The organism is Nocardioides sp. WS12 (genome assembly GCF_014108865.1).
GTDB lineage: Bacteria > Actinomycetota > Actinomycetes > Propionibacteriales > Nocardioidaceae > Nocardioides.
The window spans coordinates 754,153-772,571 of record NZ_CP053928.1 but is presented as its reverse complement, the minus strand read 5'-3'; the positions used below and the strand labels follow the sequence as shown (position 1 = coordinate 772,571).

16 protein-coding genes are annotated in these 18,419 nt (G+C 69.6%); 7 read left to right on the top strand and 9 right to left on the bottom strand.

The window, feature by feature from the left end:
- Positions 1-17 precede the first annotated feature (17 nt).
- The 6 genes from sigK to HRC28_RS03455 are packed head-to-tail and all read left to right on the top strand — an operon-like array spanning position 18 to position 6,966.
- Positions 18-632: an ECF RNA polymerase sigma factor SigK gene (sigK, locus tag HRC28_RS03480; RefSeq protein WP_182378802.1), complete on the top strand. Its 615-nt coding sequence runs from the start codon at positions 18-20 to the stop codon at positions 630-632.
- Positions 629-1,423, top strand: a complete 795-nt coding sequence (locus tag HRC28_RS03475; RefSeq protein WP_182378801.1) for an anti-sigma factor — start codon at positions 629-631, stop codon at positions 1,421-1,423. Before sigK ends, HRC28_RS03475 begins: the two co-directional genes overlap by 4 nt.
- Positions 1,423-3,570 carry an FAD-dependent oxidoreductase gene (locus tag HRC28_RS03470; RefSeq protein ID WP_182378800.1) on the top strand — a complete coding sequence of 716 codons (2,148 nt, stop codon included), beginning with the start codon at positions 1,423-1,425 and terminating at the stop codon, positions 3,568-3,570. Before HRC28_RS03475 ends, HRC28_RS03470 begins: the two co-directional genes overlap by 1 nt.
- Positions 3,567-4,841, top strand: coding sequence for a class I SAM-dependent methyltransferase (locus HRC28_RS03465; protein ID WP_182378799.1), 1,275 nt, complete (start codon positions 3,567-3,569; stop codon positions 4,839-4,841). Before HRC28_RS03470 ends, HRC28_RS03465 begins: the two co-directional genes overlap by 4 nt.
- 8 nt (positions 4,842-4,849) lie before the next feature.
- On the top strand, positions 4,850-6,151 hold the full coding sequence (locus tag HRC28_RS03460; RefSeq protein WP_237111681.1) for a cyclopropane-fatty-acyl-phospholipid synthase family protein: 1,302 nt from the start codon (positions 4,850-4,852) through the stop codon (positions 6,149-6,151).
- Complete coding sequence (locus tag HRC28_RS03455; protein ID WP_182378797.1) at positions 6,151-6,966, top strand: DUF1295 domain-containing protein; 816 nt, start codon at positions 6,151-6,153, stop codon at positions 6,964-6,966. The genes HRC28_RS03460 and HRC28_RS03455 overlap by 1 nt, the downstream gene beginning before the upstream one ends.
- Before the next feature lie 37 nt (positions 6,967-7,003).
- On the opposite strand, the gene HRC28_RS03450 is transcribed toward HRC28_RS03455, so the two are convergent.
- Entirely contained in the window at positions 7,004-7,816 is an 813-nt protein-coding gene (locus HRC28_RS03450) for a dienelactone hydrolase family protein (RefSeq protein ID WP_182378796.1), read from the bottom strand.
- 44 nt (positions 7,817-7,860) lie between these two features.
- Between HRC28_RS03450 and HRC28_RS03445 the strand changes: the two genes are divergently transcribed.
- Positions 7,861-8,646 (top strand): tyrosine-protein phosphatase, encoded by a 786-nt coding sequence (locus HRC28_RS03445; protein WP_182378795.1) that lies wholly within the window; start codon positions 7,861-7,863, stop codon positions 8,644-8,646.
- Between the two features lie 60 nt (positions 8,647-8,706).
- On the opposite strand, the gene HRC28_RS03440 is transcribed toward HRC28_RS03445, so the two are convergent.
- From HRC28_RS03440 to HRC28_RS03405, 8 genes are all read right to left on the bottom strand, one after another.
- Complete coding sequence (locus HRC28_RS03440; protein ID WP_182378794.1) at positions 8,707-9,606, bottom strand: hypothetical protein; 900 nt, start codon at positions 9,604-9,606, stop codon at positions 8,707-8,709.
- Positions 9,607-9,823: 217 nt separating this feature from the next.
- On the bottom strand, positions 9,824-10,942 hold the full coding sequence (locus HRC28_RS03435; RefSeq protein ID WP_182378793.1) for a YihY/virulence factor BrkB family protein: 1,119 nt from the start codon (positions 10,940-10,942) through the stop codon (positions 9,824-9,826).
- Positions 10,943-10,988: 46 nt separating this feature from the next.
- A complete protein-coding gene (locus tag HRC28_RS03430) occupies positions 10,989-11,909 on the bottom strand; it encodes an AEC family transporter (RefSeq protein ID WP_182378792.1) in 921 nt (306 codons plus the stop codon).
- A gap of 134 nt (positions 11,910-12,043) precedes the next feature.
- Positions 12,044-13,213, bottom strand: a complete 1,170-nt coding sequence (locus HRC28_RS03425) for an acyl-CoA dehydrogenase family protein (protein ID WP_182378791.1) — start codon at positions 13,211-13,213, stop codon at positions 12,044-12,046.
- Entirely contained in the window at positions 13,210-15,195 is a 1,986-nt protein-coding gene (locus HRC28_RS03420; RefSeq protein WP_182378790.1) for a biotin carboxylase N-terminal domain-containing protein, read from the bottom strand. The genes HRC28_RS03425 and HRC28_RS03420 overlap by 4 nt, the downstream gene beginning before the upstream one ends.
- 8 nt (positions 15,196-15,203) lie before the next feature.
- Positions 15,204-16,796: an acyl-CoA carboxylase subunit beta gene (locus tag HRC28_RS03415; protein WP_182378789.1), complete on the bottom strand. Its 1,593-nt coding sequence runs from the start codon at positions 16,794-16,796 to the stop codon at positions 15,204-15,206.
- Positions 16,793-17,278, bottom strand: a complete 486-nt coding sequence (locus tag HRC28_RS03410) for an SRPBCC family protein (protein ID WP_182378788.1) — start codon at positions 17,276-17,278, stop codon at positions 16,793-16,795. The genes HRC28_RS03415 and HRC28_RS03410 overlap by 4 nt, the downstream gene beginning before the upstream one ends.
- Positions 17,278-18,417: an acyl-CoA dehydrogenase family protein gene (locus tag HRC28_RS03405; RefSeq protein ID WP_182378787.1), complete on the bottom strand. Its 1,140-nt coding sequence runs from the start codon at positions 18,415-18,417 to the stop codon at positions 17,278-17,280. The genes HRC28_RS03410 and HRC28_RS03405 overlap by 1 nt, the downstream gene beginning before the upstream one ends.
- Positions 18,418-18,419 lie beyond the last annotated feature (2 nt).

Sequence of the window (18,419 nt, the reverse complement as noted above, 5' to 3'; positions counted from 1 at the left end):
AGCGCAAGGATCACCTCATGGATCCGGTCCAGGACAACCCGAACGGCGTCCCCCTCGCGGGGGCGCCGGTCGGCGCTGACTCCAGCACCGCCGATCTCAGCGCGCTGCTCAAACGGGCATCGCGAGGCGACACCGAAGCGTTCGCAGCGGTTTACGACGCCACCGCAGCACGAGTCCACGGACTCGTGCTGCGGGTGGTGCGGGACCGAGCTCAGTCCGAAGAGGTCACCCAGGAGGTGTTCCTCGAGGTCTGGCGCCAGTCCAGTCGGTACGACGCAGAGCGCGGCAGTGCCCTGGCCTGGTTGATGACCATCGCCCACCGCAAGGCGGTCGACCGGGTCCGCAGCGCCGAAGCTGCCAGCCGGCGGGACGAGAAGTACGAACAGCGCAACCACACGCCGGATCACGACACCACGGCCGAAGCCGCCCATGCCTCCTTCGAGGCACACCGGGTACGGGCGGCCCTGGCGCACCTGACCGAAGTCCAGCGCGAAGCAATCGAACTGGCCTACTTCGGCGGCTACACCCACACCGAAGTGGCCGCTCTGCTCGACCTACCGGTCGGGACCGCAAAAACCAGGATCCGCGACGGCCTCATCAGGCTCCGCGACACCATCGGAGTAGGACGATGACCGACAACCAGCCCACGAGCGGAGGAGACGACGTGCACGCACTTTCCGGCGCCTATGCCGTCGACGCCCTCGAGCCCGACGAGCGTGCCCGCTTCGAAGCCCACCTCCGCCAGTGCGCGGACTGCCGCGACGAGGTCGACAGCCTCCGTGAAGCGGCCGCGGTCCTCGGTACCGACGACGTCGCTCCCCCTGCCTCGCTGCGCGACCGCCTCCTCGGCGACATCGCGAACATCCGCCCGCTCCCCCCGCTGCCTGCCGACCGTCCCGTCGAGGCTCCCGTCGAGGCTCCCGTCGAGGTGGCGGCACCGTCCGCACCGGTGGTCCAGCTCGACAGCCGCCGCCGTCTCGGCGCCCGGATCCCGCTGCTCGTTGCCGCGGCCGCCGTCCTCATCGCCGGTGTGGGGGGCCTGTGGCTCCGCTCGGACGAGGAACCGGAGACCCTCGTCCTCACTGCCGAACAGGTCCTGGCCGCTGCTGATGCCAAGAGCATCGAGAAGCGCTTCCCCGACGGAGCCGAGGCCACGGTCGTCGTGTCCCGCTCGCTGCACGGGGCCGTGATCCAGACCGAAGACATGCGCGCCGCCCCCGCCGGCAAGGACTACCAGCTGTGGCTGCAGACCCCCGCCGGTGTGATGGAGCCCGCCGGGATCATGCCGGACCTCCGTGACGCCACCGTGCTGCTCGACGGCGACCCCTCGGATGCCATCGGAGTCGGGATCACCGTGGAGCCCGACGGCGGCTCCGAACGCCCGACCAGCGAACCCATCGCAGTCTTCGCACTGGATTCGTGATGAACCAGGAACGGCCACGGCGACTCGCCGTGGTGGGTTCCGGCGTTGCCGGACTCACCGCTGCCTACGTCGCCTCGCGCTCCCCGGACGTCCACGTGACCCTGCTGGAGGCCGACAGCCGCCTCGGCGGCCACGCCGACACACACCGGGTGACCGACCCCACCGGCCGCGAACTCTCGATCGACACCGGCTTCATCGTCCACAACCGTCGTACCTATCCGGTGCTGATCCGGATCTTCGACGAGCTCGGCGTGCCGACCCAGGCGTCCGAGATGTCGATGTCGATCACCGACGAGGGGACGGGCCTGGAATGGGCGGGCGCCCTCGGACGCAGCGGCCTGTTCCCGGCCGGCGCCGGCAACCACAAGCACCCCCGCTACCTCAAGATGCTCGGGGAGATCCCGCGCTTCCACCGGCAGGCCCGGAAGCTGCTCGCCCGCCAGAACGACCCGTCGCGGCCGACCGAGGACCTGACGACGCTGGCCGAGTTCCTCGACCAGGGCCGGTTCTCGCCGTACTTCCGTCGCCACTTCATGGAGCCCGTCGTGGCGGCCGTGTGGTCGTGCGACCCCGACACCGCTCGGGACTACCCGGCGGCGTACCTGTTCGCGTTCCTCCAGCACCACGGCATGTTGCAGGTATTCGGGTCTCCCACCTGGCGCACCGTCACCGGAGGTTCACGGACGTACGTCGACAGGTTGGCCGCCGCCGTCCGCGCAGCCGGCGGAGACATCCGCACCGGCTCGCCCGTGGTGGCTGTCCGGGAGACGCCGCACGCCGTCGAGGTGACCACCACCAGCGCCGGTCGTGAGGAGTACGACGCCGTCGTCCTCGCCACGCACCCGCACCAGGCACTGACGATGCTGGACGCCCCCACGCCGTTGCAGCGCGAACTCCTCGACGCGCTGCCCTACGTCTACAACACGGCGCTGTTGCACACCGACACCCGCGTGATGCCCGCCGCTCGCGACGCCTGGGCGTCGTGGAACTTCCGCCGCCCGACGACCGCACACGACCAGGTGCAGGTGACCTACGACCTGACCCGGTTGCAGCGTCTCGCCACGCAGACCCACTACCTCGTCACCCTGGGAGGCGAGGACATCGTGGACCCGGCGACCGTGCTGGTGCGCCGCGAATACGAACACCCGCTCTACACACCGCCCTCCGTCGCCGCCCGGTCCCGGCTTCCCGAGATCAACTCGGACCGCCTGGTCTTCGCCGGGGCGTACCACGGGTGGGGATTCCACGAGGACGGTGCGCGGTCGGGGTTGAAGGCCGTGGAGCGGTTGGGGATCGAATGGCCGGAGGTTTCGAGGCTCGCTGGCGCTCGCACCTCAACCACCGGCGACGCACCGCTGGTTGAGGTGCGAGGAGCGTCAGCGACGAGCCTCGAACCCAAGCCCGCGACGTCGTACGACACCGTCCTGGTCCACAAGCGCCGGGAGCCGCTGAAGAACAGCTTCCAGTTGAAGTCCCACCTGTACGTCGTCGACCTCGACCAGACCTCGGAACGAGGCCGGGTGGAGGGTGCCCACGGCCGCTTCCTGGGTCGTGACCACTTCGACGGCGACACGGTGTCGGTGCGTGAGGGACTGGACCGGTTCCTCGCCCGACACAACCTCGACCTGCGGGCCGGCCGCGTGCTGATGGCAAGTCAGCCCCGTGCGTTCGGACACTGTTTCAATCCGATCTCGGTCCACTGGTGCTGGGCCGATGAGCATGGAAACGGTCGGCCCGCAGCCACCGTCGTCGAGGTGCACAACACGTACGGCGACCGGCATGCCTACCTGCTCGACGCGGACTCCGAGGGCCGCGGGCAGGTCGACAAGGCGATGTACGTGTCGCCGTTCCACGGGACCGACGGCTACTACGACGTCCTCGCGCCACCGCCGGACCCGGTCACCGGGGCGATCCGGCTCGGCATCACCCTGCGCACGGAGGCGGGGTCCCGTTTCGACGCCGGCCTGACCGGCGAACCGGGCACCGCGCCCCTGCTGCCGCTGTCGGGCCTGCGGGGGGCGGCCCTGATCCGGGTGCACGGCATCGCGCTCTGGGCCCGCCGGGTTCCCGTCCATCCGCGGCCTGTCTACGAATCTCCTGCAACTGCTCCCGCCACCGATCCCTTCGAGGAAGGCGTGCTCCGATGACCCAGACCACCGCTCCCCTGCTCCAGGCGTGGCCGGACCTGAACCCCGCCCCCAGCGCCGGCTTCTCGGCGCGCGTCGCGCAGCGCCTGTTCCGCTCGGCCGTCTCCCGGCTCGACGTGACGGTGCACCTGCACCGTGGCAACGGGAAGATCGAGCAGCTCGGCCGCGGCGGTCCCGCGATCGTCGTACGACGTCCGGACGAGTTCTTCGCACGCCTGGGCCGGGATCAGCTGATCGGCTTCGGCGAGGCGTACATGACGGGCGCCTGGTGCGAGGACGGCACACCCGGCGACGGCGTCCTCGGCGACTTCCTCACCGTGCTGGCGGCCGAACTGCCGTCGCTGGTGCCGCCGAGCCTGCAGAAGCTGCGCTCGCTGGTGGTCACGAAGATCCCGCGCACCCAGCGCGGCACCCGCGAGAACACGCAGAGCAATGTCGCGCATCACTACGACCTGTCGAATGACCTGTTCGCGGCCTTCCTCGACCCCACGCTCTCCTACTCCAGCGCGCTCTTCACGGACCCGGCCACGGCAACGGCCGAGGACCACGTCGCGGCCCAACACCGCAAGATCGACCGGTTGCTCGACCAGGCCGGCGTCACGAAGGGCACGCGGCTCCTCGAGATCGGCACCGGTTGGGGCGAGCTCGCGATCCGTGCGGCGGCCCGCGGCGCGCTGGTGCGGAGCATCACGCTGTCGGTCGAGCAGCAGGCCCTGGCTCGCGAGCGGATCGCGGCGGCCGGCCACGCGCACGACGTCCAGGTGGACCTCTGCGACTACCGCGCCCTGCTCGACGAGCCCGCCGGTGCGTACGACGCCGTCGTGTCGGTGGAGATGATCGAAGCCGTCGGCTGGCAGTACTGGCCGACGTACTTCAGCACGCTCGACCACGTGCTCGCCCCCAGTGGTCGGGTCGCGATCCAGGCGATCACGATGCCGCACGACCGGATGCTCGCGACCCGTTCGACGCACACCTTCATCACCAAGTACATCTTCCCCGGCGGCGCGCTGCCGTCAGTGCAGGCGATCGAGGAGACCGTCGCCAGGCACACCCAGTTGCGCGTGGTCGACACGTTGTCGATCGGAGCGCACTACGTCCGCACCCTCCAGCTCTGGGACGACGCGTTCGTCGCGTCACGCCAGGCGGTGACCGATCTCGGCTTCGACGAGACCTTCGGCCGAATGTGGCACTTCTACCTCGAGTACTGCCGAGCAGGCTTCGCTGCCGGCTACATCGACGACCACCAGCTCACCTTCGCCCGGGAGGCGTGATGACCGCCGTGAGCAGCACCCGGGAACACAGCCGGGAGGCGACACCGGGGGGTATCGCCTCCCGGCTGGCCGAAGCCCTGCGGCCGTTCATCGGCGGCGATCTTCCTGTGCGCCTCATCGCATGGGACGGCTCTGCGGCCGGTCCCGAGTTGGGACCGGTCGTCGAGCTCCGCTCGCCCGACGCCCTGCGGCGCCTGCTCTGGCACCCGGGTGAATTGGGTGCGGCGCAGGCCTACGTCACCGGTGAGCTCGAGGTGCACGGCGACCTCGACGCCGCCCTGACCCATGCGTTCGCGGTCGCCGCTGAACGCGGCCTCTCCGGTCGTCGTCCCTCACTGAAGGCGATCGCCGGCGCAGTGAGGGCCGCCATCGGCCTCGACCTGCTCGGTCGCCCGCCCGCACCGCCGGCCACCCAGGCCCAGCTGGGCGGCCGCCTGCACAGCAAGGGCCGCGACCGGAGGGCGATCAGCCACCACTACGACACGACGGCCGAGTTCTACTCGCTGATCCTCGACGAGCAGACGATGGCGTACTCGAGCGGCTACCACTCCTCCCCGACCGCGCCGCTCGAAGAAGCACAGAACGCCAAGCTCGACCTGGTCTGCCGCAAGCTCGGCCTCGAGCCGGGTATGCGCCTGCTCGATGTCGGCTGCGGCTGGGGATCGCTGTCGCTGCATGCCGCCGAGCAGTTCGGTGCGCGCGTGGTCGGCGTGACCATCTCCGCGGAGCAGAAACGCTTCGCGGAAGCGGCTGCGCGCCGCCGTGGGTTGTCGGACCGCGTTGAATTCCAGCTCTGCGACTACCGCGACGCCGTACCCCTGCGGGGTGCGGAGTACGACGCCGTCGCGTCGCTGGAGATGGGCGAGCACGTCGGCGAGAAGAACTACCCGACGTACGCGAAGGTGCTCCACGACGCCGTACGACCGGGTGGGCGGGTGCTCGTGCAGCAGATGTCGCGCACCGGGAAATGGCCCGGTGGCGGCCCGTTCATCGAGTCCTTCATCGCCCCGGACATGTACATGCGTCCCGTAGGCGCGACGGTTGCGTTGCTCGAGGAAGCCGGCCTGGAGGTGCGCGACGTGCACGCCCTGCGCGAGCACTACGTGCTGACCGTCGCGGGCTGGCTGGAGCGGTTCGAGGCCAATGTCGAGGCGATCACTGCGCTCGTCGGCGAGGAACTCGTCCGCGTGTGGCGGCTCTACCTCGTCGGCGGCTCGATGGCGTTCCGTGATGGTCGGATGGGCGTCGACCAGATGCTCATGGTGCGCCCCGGCGCGGATCACTCGCTGCACTGGACGCGGAGCTGGTGATGTCCGACCCGGTACAAGTGGCCCTGTCCATCGGTACGGCGGTCCTGGCTGCCGCGGCCGTGATGACCGTGACGGCTCTCGTCGCGCGTCGCCAGGGTCGCGTCGTGGTCGTGGATGCCGCGTGGGGACTGGGTTTCGTCGTGATCGCCGCAGCGTGCGCGCTGCTGGCGACCGCGCTCGGTGCGGGCGAGGGACCCCGCACCGTCTTCCTCGTCGTGATCGTGGGTGTGTGGGGGCTGCGGCTCGGGTGGCACATCCATCGCCGCAGCAGCGCTCCCGACCACGGCGAGGATCCTCGCTACCTGGCCGTCCTCGGCGGTCCGCTCAGCGAGGTCGGGATGGGCGTCGCCGTACGCAAGGTCTTCGGCGTGCAGGGCGCGGTGATGTCGCTCATCGCGCTGCCCGTCGCCGTCGGCGCGGTCAGCGGCGTCTGGTGCTGGCCCCTTGTTGTCGCCGGCGGAGTCGTGTGGCTGGTCGGTCTGGCCTTTGAGTCCGTCGGCGATGCCCAGCTGGCTGCCTACAAGGCCCTGCCGAAGGAGACCCGGCCCGCGGTTCTGGACAGCGGGTTGTGGCGCTACACGCGGCACCCGAACTATTTCGGTGACGCCTGCGTGTGGTGGGGAGTGTGGCTGGTCGGCGGCCTGGCGTCGGGCTGGGTCGCCGGCCTGGCCACGCTCATCGCGCCGATCGCGGTGACCTGGTTCCTCGTCTCCGTCACCGGCGTGAAGCTGCTGGAGCGGACGATGATGCAGCGGCCGGCGTACGTCGAGTACGCCTCCCGCACGTCCTCCTTCTTCCCCCTCCCGCCCCGCTAGCGCGAGTTGGGGTTTGTCGCGCCCGAGTTGGGGTTTGTCACGCCCGAGTTGGGGTTTGCAGCTTCGCTCTGAAGAGAGCGAGTACGTCGTCCAGCGCCTGCCGGGTGCGGGTGCCGGGCTCGTCGATCAGGTGCTCGGTCAACACCGAGTGCGGCGGCAACAGGCCGTCCGGGTTGGCGTCCTCGTCATCGAGCTCGACACCGACGAACGCGTCGCCGAGCTGTTCCCGCAGGAACGCGAACCGGCTGTCCGGAACGAGCCGGTCGCTGCGGAACCGCAGGCCCATCACCTGGAGGCCCGCTGCACAACGGTCCTTGACGATGGCCAGGTCCTCGGGCGAGATGTCGATGCCACGCCGGCCCCTGGGTGACAGCGGGAGCGACGGCTGGGAGAGGACGGGCGCGAGGAGTCTTTCGTCGGTGGCCATCGCCAGCGCGAAGCCACCGGTCAGGCACATGCCGACCGCGCCGACGCCCGGGCCGCCGCAGCGCTCGTGCTCGTGCTCGGCGAGGGCGCGGAGCCACGCCACCACCGGCGAGGTCCTGTTGCTGGCGAGCAGGTTGAACTCACGACTGATGCAGACGCGACCGAGCGCCCTGGTGGTCAACGCGACCGCACCCAGCAGTCCATCGTTCGGATCGTGCCCGGGCGCCCCGAACAGGCTGGGCATGGCCACCGAGAAGCCCGCGTCACGCACCTGCCGGGCGAAGCTCGCGACCTTGGGCGTGATGCCCGGGATCTCCGCGATCACGATCACGGCCGGGCCGGTGCCCGCCCGGTAGAGCGGATGCGTGACGCCGTCCGCAGTGAAGGTGCCGGGCTCGAAGTCGCTCAATGCGTCGTCGGTCATGGCCGGGACTCTAGGGCGTGGACGGCCCCGGTAGCGTCGGTTCCATGAGTGAGCGCCCCGTGCCCACGCCCGGTGACGAGGAGCGCGAGCTCCTCCGCCTGGCGTCGGTCGACAACTTCCGCGACGTCGCCGGCTCCGGCTACGCGACCCGCGACGGACGCCAGGTGCGCACCGGCGTCTTCTTCCGCAGCAACGACCTCCGGCTCGCCGAGGAGGACCACGCCGCCATCGCCGACATCGGCCTGCGGGCGATCCTCGACCTCCGCTCCGAGGTCGAGATCTCGATCCACCCCGACCCCGCCGTGCCCGGCGCCGAGGCCCTGCACTTCGATGCCATCGGCATCCCGATGGAGAAGGTCGCCGGCCTGGAGACCCGCGAAGGCGCCGTCGACCTGATGAACGAGGTCTATCGCGCCTTCGTGACGGAGCCCAAGTCGCGCGACGCCTTCGGAGCCGCCCTGCGCCAGCTCGCGACCGGCGGCCCGCAGCTCTTCCACTGCTCCGCCGGCAAGGACCGCACCGGCTGGCTGGCCGCCATCTTGTTGCACATCGCCGGGGTCGACGACCCGACGATCGAGAGTGACTACCTGCTCACGAACGCCCTCACCGCCGCCAGCCGCGCCCGCACCGAAGCCGAGATCGTCGCGCACCTGGGCGAGGACGGTGTCGCCGTCTACGAGCCCGTCTTCGTCGCCGACGTCGCCTACCTGCGCACCGCCCTCGCGGCAGTCGAGAGCGAGTACGGCGCCCGGTCGTCGTACCTGCGCGAAGGGCTGGGGCTCGACGACTCCGTCATCGCCCGGCTGCAGGAGCTGTTGCTCGCCGACTGACCGCGGGACGTCATGCGTTCTGGCTGCTCGGGCGACCAACTCGTATGACGTCCGGCGGATTCAGGCCGCAGACTGCCGCCGCTGGGCTGCAGTCAGTGCTTCGGCGATCTGGGCATAGAAGTCCTCGGGCTGCAGGCGGAGTCCGAGCAAGGGCATGCGCAGGACGACGTCGCCGGTGAGAGCCAGCGAGTTCTGCCGGAGGGCATCACCGACGATGTTCTCCGCCCAGGCATGGTGGATGCCATCGATCTCCACCACGACGCCGAGGCCGGGCCACGCGAGGTCGAGGTAGTAGCGGCCTCGCCTGTCCTTCCGCAGCACTTGCTGCTCGGGAGCCGGAAGACCGCGCCGGCGCAGCTCGCGCGCCACCTCGAGCTCGCCGAGCGCCCGGCCGCCGTCGAGAAGGTCCCCCACGGTCACATGGACGAGCGTCCGTCGCTTGTCGCGCCGGATGCGGAGGGCTTCGTCGCCGAGCTGCGCCGCGGTCGCCAACCCCTGCTGCACCACCATGGTGAGGACCAGCGCCGCCTGCATGTCGCTCTGCGCCCACAGGGCTGCGCGTACGGCGGCAACAGCCACGCGCGTACGAGGGATCCCGCTCACCGCCGCATCGGCCAGCGACCACCTCCGCGTCTGGCGGATGTCGTAGTGGCGGGTGCGCCGCACGCGAGCACCTCGGGGCACCGACACCCGGATCCGACCGATGCTGAAGCGCTCCAGTCCCGACGCCACCAGGCTCGCCACCCCGTCGAGCTGTGCCCGCGGACCGCCCTGCAGCACCGCGGCCCACAAGTGGGCATGCTCGTCCATCGGTCCGGCGTGAACGACGACTGCCTGGTCCGACAGATGCCGCCAGCGCCCGGCACGCAGGTGCCCGCGGACCTCTGCCCGGGTGACCCCGAGGCCATAGAGCTGTGATCGCGAGAGCACGCCCGCCTGCGTCGCAGCCAGGGTGAACACCGGGTTCCACCGCGGGAGCCTCAGCGGGCCGCTTCGAGGAATCGGATGCGGTGCATCGGGTCGTGGTCGAGGTGCTGCCGTCATGGGAACGGGTCTCCCCGAGACGATGGCACGTCACACCTCACCGATTCCCAGCTGTGGAAACAGTCAGGACGTCATACGTTCTGGCTGCTCGAACGACCAATTCGTATGACGTCCGGCGGCCCTACCCAGGCGGTCAGATGGACGGCGGCAGGTTGATCGGCATCGTCGGCTCGTCGGCCGCTTCGGGGCGGGGCGGGGCACCGGGGATGTGCTGCTTGATGATCTCTTCGGTCTTCGGGTCGAGCAGGATCTCGTGGCTGTCGCCGTCGCGGCCGTCGAAGCGGACGGCGACGGTCTCGAAGCCCTTGTGGCGCTGCATCTGGGCGTACATCGCGTAGGCGCGGCGGTCGGCCTCGGTGAGGTCAACCTGGTCGGTGAACGGGGTGAGCAGGGCGCGGGGCCAGAGGCGGCGGGCGAGGACGACGTTCACCTCGATGCCGAGCACACCCATGACGGCACCGATGTAGAGCAGGCCCATCAGGCCGAGGACGACGCCGAACGTCTCGGTCATGCTGTTGCGGTCGGCGCTGGCGACGACATTGGTGACGTAGACCGTTCCGATCCATTGCAACAGCTGCCACATCACGGCGATCGTGTAACCCCCGGGGGCGGCCCGGACCACGTTGGCGCGGATCGCACGGGCGGCCGCCATCCGCAGGAGCACGGTCATGGCGAAGCCGACGATGAGCACCGTGATCAGGCGCACCAGCCAGTGGAACCAGGTGTGCTGCGAGAGTTCGCCGACGAGCCGGGTCTCGGTGAGGACGGCGGACCCGACCGAGATCGCGAAGATGGCGCTGCCCGCCGCAGCGAGGATGAACAGGCTGTTGACCCGGGTCATCACCGGGTGCGGGCGGCTGTTGCGCGGGACCGCCCAGGCGGCCGACTGCACGTTCTGCAGGGCCAGGCCCAGGCCGAGCGCGCCGTACAGCGCCGTCAGCGAACCGACGATGATGCCGCCGGTCGAACCCTGCAGACCGTTGGGGCGGCCAAGCGCGTCACCGATGATCGGGAACTGGGCAAGCGCCGAGTCGAGCACCTGTTGCTGCAACGACGGATTGCCCTCCAGGACGAAGCCGAGGATCGACGTGGCGAGCAGCAACAGCGGGAAGATCGACAGGAACGCGTAGAACGTCAGGATCGCCGCGAGGTAGTTGCCCTGGTCGTCGAAGAACTTGTAGATGACCGCCAGCGGGAAGCCAAAGACCGAGTGGCGGCGCTGGCCGCGATCGAGGTCCCCAACAACTCCCACGGCCGAAACTTACGGCATGGGGTGCTGTCAACCCGGGAGCGCGTCCTCAGGCGAGCAGTGCGGCGATCACGACGGCGATCGGTGCGGACACGATCGTGCTCACGAAGATGGCGTCGCGCGCGAGCAGGATGCCGCGGTCGTACCTGGTCGCGATGACGAAAACGTTCTGCGCCGTCGGCAGAGCGGAGAGCAGCGTGACGGCGAACAGGTCGGTGTCGTCGAGGCCCACGAGGAAGCGCCCGACGACGTACGCCGTCACCGGCTGCACGACCATCTTCAGTGTCGTGACCGTGCCGAGCGCCTGGGCGCTCACGCCGCGACCGGGCAGTGGTCCGAGACGGAGCGCGACGCCGTACGCGATCAACATGGCGGGCACCGCCATGCCGGCAACGAGCTCCAGGGGCGCGTGCACAGCGCCGGGCAGTTCGGTGTCGGTGAGGGCCAGCACCAGACCGAGGACGGACGCGATGGTCAGCGGGTTCCTCGCCGGCCGCGACAGGATCTTCCCGATCGATGGCCGCGTAGGACTGGTCACGACGTCGAGCACGGTCAGCGCCAACGGCTGCAGGAACAACAACTGCATCAACAGGGCGGGTACGACGAGCGCCGCGTCACCCAGCGCGTAGGCGGCGATGGGGATGCCGAGGTTGCCTGCGTTGACGTACGCCGAGCAGAGCGCGCCGATCACCGCGGTGCCGGAGTCCATGCCGCGCACGACCGCCACCGCGATCAGGATCCCCGCCGTCACCACCACTCCGGCCGCTGTCGCGATCAGTGGTCCCGACAGCACGCCGGACGGGTCGGAGTCCTCCAGCACCGTCACGAGCAACGCCGGGCTGGCGACGTAGAACGCGGTCAGCGAAAGGCTGCGCTGACCGCGCAGGTCGACGATGCCGAGGTGCGCCAGCAGGGCCCCGAGCGCGATCACCACCGCGATCGTCAGGAACCCTTCGAGCACGCCGGTCATGGGTCGATCCCATCACGGCGGCGCGTCTCGATATGCCCGGGGGTTTCGAGGCTCGCTGCGCTCGCACCTCAACCACCGGGCGTCGGTGGTTGAGGTGCGACGAGCGCCAGCGAGGAGCCTCGAGACCTCCGAGGTCAGTAGGACTTCGGCAACCCCAGCGAGTGCATGGCCACGAAGTTCAGGATCATCTCCCGCGACACGGGGGCGATCCGGCCCAGGCGGGCGGCGATCAGCATGTTGCCGAGGCCGTACTCCTGCGTCAGGCCGTTGCCGCCGTGGGTGTGGACCGCGACGTCGGTGGCATTGCAGGCGACCTCGCCGCCGGCGTACTTCGCCATGTTGGCGTACTCACCGGCCGTGAAGTCGTCGCCGGCGTCGTACAGCGCTGCGGCCTTCTGCCAGAGCAGGCGGGCCTGCTCGAGCTCGATCTTCACCTTGGCCAGCGGGTGCGCGATGCCCTGGTGGGCGCCGATCGGCTGGTCCTTCCAGACGCTGCGTTCCTTGGCGTAGTCGACCGCCTTCTCGAGCGCGTACCGGGCGATGCCGCAGGAGAACGCACCACCCATGATCCGCTCGGGGTTGAGGCCGGCGAACAACTGCCAGAGGCCGCCGTCCTCGTCGCCGACGAGCGCGTCGGCGGGCACGCGGACGTTGTCGAGGAACAGCGTGAACTGCTTCTCGGGCGCCTGCCACGTCATCGGGATCGGCTGGGCGGTGAAGCCTTCGGCATCGGTCGGTACGACGAACAGGGCCGGCTTCAGCTTGCCGGTCTTGGCGTCCTCGGTGCGCGACACGATCAGCACCGACTGGGCCTCGTCGACCCCGGAGATGAAGGTCTTCTGGCCCTTGATCACCCAGCTGTCGCCGTCGCGGGTGGCGGTGGTGGTGATGTTGTGCGAGTTGGAGCCGGCGTCGGCCTCGGTGATGCCGAAGGCCATCAGGTGGGTGCCATCAGCGATGCTCGGCAGCCACTTCTGCTTCTGCTCCTCGGTGCCGCAGCGGGTGATGATCGAGCCGCAGATCGCGGGCGAGACCACCATCATCAGCAGCGGGGCGCCGGCCGCGGCCGACTCCTCGAGCACCGCAGCCAGGTCGGCCATGCCGCCACCCCCGCCGCCGTACGCCTCGGGGATGTTGACGCCAAGGAAGCCGTTGCGGCCCATCTCGAGCCACATGTCCGTCATCTTGCCGCCCTCGCGGGCCTGCTTCTCGACGAACGCCCGGCCGTACTTGCTGGCCAGCTTCTTGACCGCCTCGCGCAGGGCGACGCGCTCCTCGGGCTCGCTGAACATCGTCTGCGTCATGCGCTTTCTCCTTCTTCGACAACCTGGGCGGTGGGTTCCACAACGGCGAGAACGGCGCCCGCCTCGACCTGCTGACCGGCGGTCGCCGACAGCTCGGTGACGGTGCCGTCGTACGGCGCCGCGATGGTGTGCTGCATCTTCATGGCCTCCATCACGAGGATGGGCTGGCCCTTCTGTACGACGTCCCCGACCGCCGCACTGACGGTGATCACGCTGCCCGGCATGGGCGCGAGCAGCGACCCTTCGGCGACCTGGCTCGCGGGGTCCACGAACCGCGGCACGATCCGCAGCGTGGCGCCGCGGTGCGGTGAATCCACCAGCACGGCATTGCCCTGGATGCGGACCCGGTGCCGGGTCGTCCAGCCGCCGCGGTTGATCACGACCAGGTCCGGGCTGGCCTCGAGCACCGTGACGGGACGGACCTGGTCCGGCTCGGCGAGGCGATAACCGTCGCGCCCGCCGAACCACTCGACCGCGATCTCTTCGCCGTCCATCTCGAAGCGGGTGACCTGCGGCTGGGAGAGCACGTTGCGGAATCCGGCGGGGATCCGGTTCTGCACCCTGGCGCCGATCCGGCGGTGCTCCGCGAGGGCGACGGCACCGATGAACGGAGCGAGGTCGTCGCACGACTCTCGCTCCAGGAGCACCGGGTGGTCGTCGTAGAACGAGGTCGCCAGGTCCCCGGCGACGAAGGCCGGGTGCCGCAACGAGGCAACGAGTTGATCGCGGTTGGTCACCAGGCCATGGATGGACGCGGTCTCGAGACGCCGCGCGAGCACGCGAGCCGCCTGCTCCCGGGTCGGCGCCCAGGCGATGACCTTGGCCAGCATGGCGTCGTAGAACGTGCCGACCTCGTCGCCCGGACCGAACCCGGAATCGAGGCGGACGCCCGACGTCGCGGAACCGAACCCGGTGAACTCGACCTCGTGCGCGATGTCGAAGTCGAGCAGCGTGCCGGTCTGCGGCGAATAGTCGGTGGCGGGGTTCTCGGCGTACAGCCGCACCTCGATCGCGTGGCCCTGCGGCTCACCGACCTCAGGCAACCCACGACCTTCGGCAACAGCGATCTGGAGTTCGACCAGGTCCACGCCGTAGATCGCCTCGGTGACGGGGTGCTCGACCTGGAGGCGGGTGTTCATCTCCAGGAAGTAGAACGACTCCTTCTCGGGGTCGTACAGGAACTCCACCGTGCCAGCACCGATGTAGCCCACCGACGTGGCAGCGGCGCGCGCCGCCTCGTGGATGGCATCCCGTGTCGCCTCGGAGAGACCAGGGGCCGGCGCCTCCTCGACGACCTTCTGGTGGCGGCGCTGCAGCGAGCAGTCGCGCGTGCCGAAGACGACGGCGTCCGTACCGTCACCGACGACCTGCACCTCGACGTGGCGGCCGCGCTGGACGTAGGGCTCGACGAAGACGGTGCCGTCGCCGAACGCCGACTCCGCCTCGGCGGATGCCTTGGCGATCTCACCGGCGAGGTCCTCGAGGCGGGTGACGATCCGCATGCCGCGGCCGCCACCTCCGGCCGAGGCCTTGACCAGGAGAGGGAGATCCTCAGCAGTCGCCGTGTCTGGAGTGAAGTTGCCGAGCACCGGAACCCCAGCGGCCTCCATCAGCTTCTTCGACTCGATCTTCGAGCCCATCCGCTCAATGGAGTCGGGAGCCGGCCCGATCCAGATCAGACCGGCGTCGGCCACCGCGCGAGCGAACTCGGCGTTCTCCGACAGGAAGCCGTAGCCGGGGTGGATCGCGTCGCAACCCGCCGCACGCGCGGCGTCGAGTATCAGGTCGCCGCGGAGGTACGTCTCGGCCGGAGTGTTGCCGGACAACGGCATGGCCATGTCCGCGTCGAGCACGAAGGGCATCCCCGCGTCGGCGTCCGAGTGGACGGCGACGGTCTCGATGCCGAGGTCGCGACAGGTGCGGAACACCCGGCGGGCGATCTCGCCGCGGTTGGCGACGAGCATTCGGTTGATCGTGGTCATGGAGGCCCTCACATCCGGAAGACGCCGAAGTTCATGGCGCCTTCGATCGGCTGGTTGTCGATCACGGACAGGCAGATGCCCAGGACGGTGCGGGTGTCCCGCGGGTCGATCACGCCGTCGTCGTAGACCATGCCGGACAGGACGTAGGGCAGGGACTGCTCCTCGATCTGCTGCTCGACCATCTGCTTGATCGGAAGGAAGCCCTCGGCGTCGAAGACTTCGCCCTTCTTCTCCGCGGACTCGCGCGCGACGATCTCGAGGACACCGGCGAGCTGCGCCGGACCCATGACCGACGACTTCGCGGACGGCCAGGTGAAGAGGAAGCGCGGGTCGTAGGCGCGACCGTTCATGCCGTAGTTCCCGGCGCCGTACGACGCCCCCATGATCACCGTCAGGTGCGGCACGGTCGAGTTGGAGACCGCGTTGATCATCATCGCGCCGTGCTTGATGATGCCGCCCTGCTCGTACTCCTTGCCGACCATGTAGCCCGTGGTGTTGTGCAGGAAGAGGAGCGGGGTGTCCTTCTGGTTCGCCAGCTGGATGAACTGGGTGGCCTTCTGGGCCTCCTCACTCATCAGCACGCCGCGGGCGTTGGCGATGATGCCGATCTCGCGGCCGTGCAGCCGGGCCCAGCCGACGCAGAGCGACGAACCGTAGAGCGGTTTGAACTCGTCGAAAGCGAGGTCGTTGGTGGCGTCGGTCCCGTCGACGATCCGCAGGATCGCGTCGCGCGGGTCGAACGGTTCCTTGAGGTCGGTGGGGATCAGGTCGAGCAGGTCCTCGGGGTCGAGGTCGGGCTCGGCGTAGTCCACGACGGTCGGCGGGGTGCCGCCCTTGCGCCAGTTGAGCCGAGCGACCGTGCGCCGCGCGAGCCGGATGGCGTCGTACTCGTCGACCGCGAGGAAGTCGGAGGACCCGGAGATCCGCGAGTGCATCTCGGCGCCGCCGAGGCTCTCGTCGTCGGACTCCTCACCGGTGGCCATCTTGACCAGCGGCGGGCCGGCGAGGAAGACCTTCGCCTGCTCCTTGACCATGATCACGTAGTCGCTCATGCCGGGGACGTACGCGCCGCCGGCGGTCGAGTTGCCGAACACCACCGAGATCGTGGGCTGCTTGCGCGCCGAGGCGCGGGTGAGGTTGCGGAAGCCGCGCCCACCGGGGATGAAGATGTCCTTCTGCGTCGGCAGGTCGGCCCCGCCGGACTCGGTGAGGTTGATCGACGGCAGGAAGTTCTGCTCGGCGATCTCGGCCGCGCGGAACGACTTCTTCAACGACCACGGGTTGAGGGCACCGCCCTTCACCGTCGGGTCGTTGGCGATGATCATGCACTCGACACCCTCGACGACGCCGATGCCGGTGACCATCGAGGCGCCGACCGCGAAGTCGCTGCCCCAACCGGCGAGCGGCATCAGCTCGAGGAAGGCCGAGCCCTCGTCGACGAGGAGCTCGATCCGCTCGCGGGCGGTGAGCTTGCCGCGCGCGTGGTGGCGGGCGATGTACTTGCCGCCGGCCTCGACCGCCTTGGTCTGCTCGACGTGCAGGTCGTCGATCTTGGCCTGCATCGACTCCCTGCGGTCCGTGATCTCCGGGGCCGTCGTCATGACTCCACCACCGCCTTCATCCTCTCGAGAGTCGTGCGCATGCCGCGCTCGTTGGTCCTGCTGCGGAGCTGGCCCAGAACCAGCCAGTACGCACGCAGGTAGATCGCCGGCGTCAGCCGGAAGTACTCCGTGACCCGGGTCCCGTCGCCGTCCGCTTCGAGTCGGTAGCCCCAGGTGTTCATCGGGTTCTTGTCGAGGCCGACCGCGAACTCGAAGACGCCCGTCCCGTCGGCACCGGGCTCCACGGCCTTCGTCACCGTGCACGGCGTCCAGTACGTCGGCCCGACACCGTTGCGCTTCACGTGCCCCTTGAACCGGGAACCCACGGCGGGACCGGTGGCACCGTGCGTCCACACCGCCTCGAACGTCTCGGGCGAGAACTCGCCGATCCGGGTGACGTCGCTGACCAGCGCCCACACCTTCTCGGGCGGCGCGGCCATGGTCACGGAGACTTCGCCGCCGAGCGGCTTGAGGAGGCCCATCAGCTGGCGTACCCGAGGAGCTTCGCGGCCAGGTCGGTGAGGACCTCGGTCGCGCCGCCACCGATGGGCAGCAGTCGGGCGTCGCGGTAGTGCCGCTCGACCTCGGTGCCGTGCATGTAGCCGGCGCCGCCGAACAGCTGCACCGCTTCGTTGCTGACGTCGACCGCGGTGTCGACCGCGGTCTGCTTGGCCAGGCACGCCTCGGCGATCACCTGCTCGCCGGCGATGTGCCGGGCAGCGACGTCGAGCGTGTAGGTCCGTGCGACCTCCACCTGGCGGTGCATCTCGACGAGCTTGGCGCGGACCACCTGGTTGCTGATCAGCGGTTTGCCGAAGGTCTCCCGGTCGCGGCAGTACTGCGCCGCGAGGTCCAGGCAGCGCTTCGCGTGGCCGTAGCCCATCAGTGCGAGGAAGATCCGCTCCACGACGAACTGCTCGGCGATGTAGTAGAACGCCTGGTTCTCCTCGCCGACCAGGTTCGCGGCGGGGACCCGTACGTCGACGTACGACAGCTCGGCGGTGTCGGAGCAGTGCCAGCCCATCTTCTTCAGTGACCGCTGGACGGTGAAGCCGGGCGTGCCCTTGTCGACGACGATCAGCGAGATGCCGCCGTGGCCGGGGCCGCCGGTCCGGCAGGCAGTGACGACGAAGTCGCCGCGGACGGCCGAGGTGATGAAGGTCTTGGCGCCGTTGATGACGTAGTCATCACCGTCCCGCACCGCTTTCGTGGTGATCCGCGCGACGTCGGAGCCGCCGCCGGGCTCGGTGATGCCGAGTGAGCCGATCAGTTCACCGGCCAGCGTCGGGCGGACGTAGCGCTCGATCAGGTCCGGCGATCCGTGGGCGATCATGTGCGGCACCGAGATGCCGTGCGTGTACAGCGAAGCCATCAGGCCACCGGACACACCGGCCTCCATCAGGCCCTCCTGGAGGGCGCAGCCGTCGAGCAGGTCGCCGCCGTCGCCCCCGGCCGACTCGGGGTAGCCGACGCTGAGCATGCCGGCCTTCGCGGCTGCCTGGGTGAGGCTGCGCGGCAGCTCGCCAGCGTCCTCCCACTCCTGCAGGCCGGGGATGATCTCGCGGCGCGCGAACTCCGTCGCCGACTCCTTGAGCGCCTGGCGCTCCTCGGTCCATCGCATGC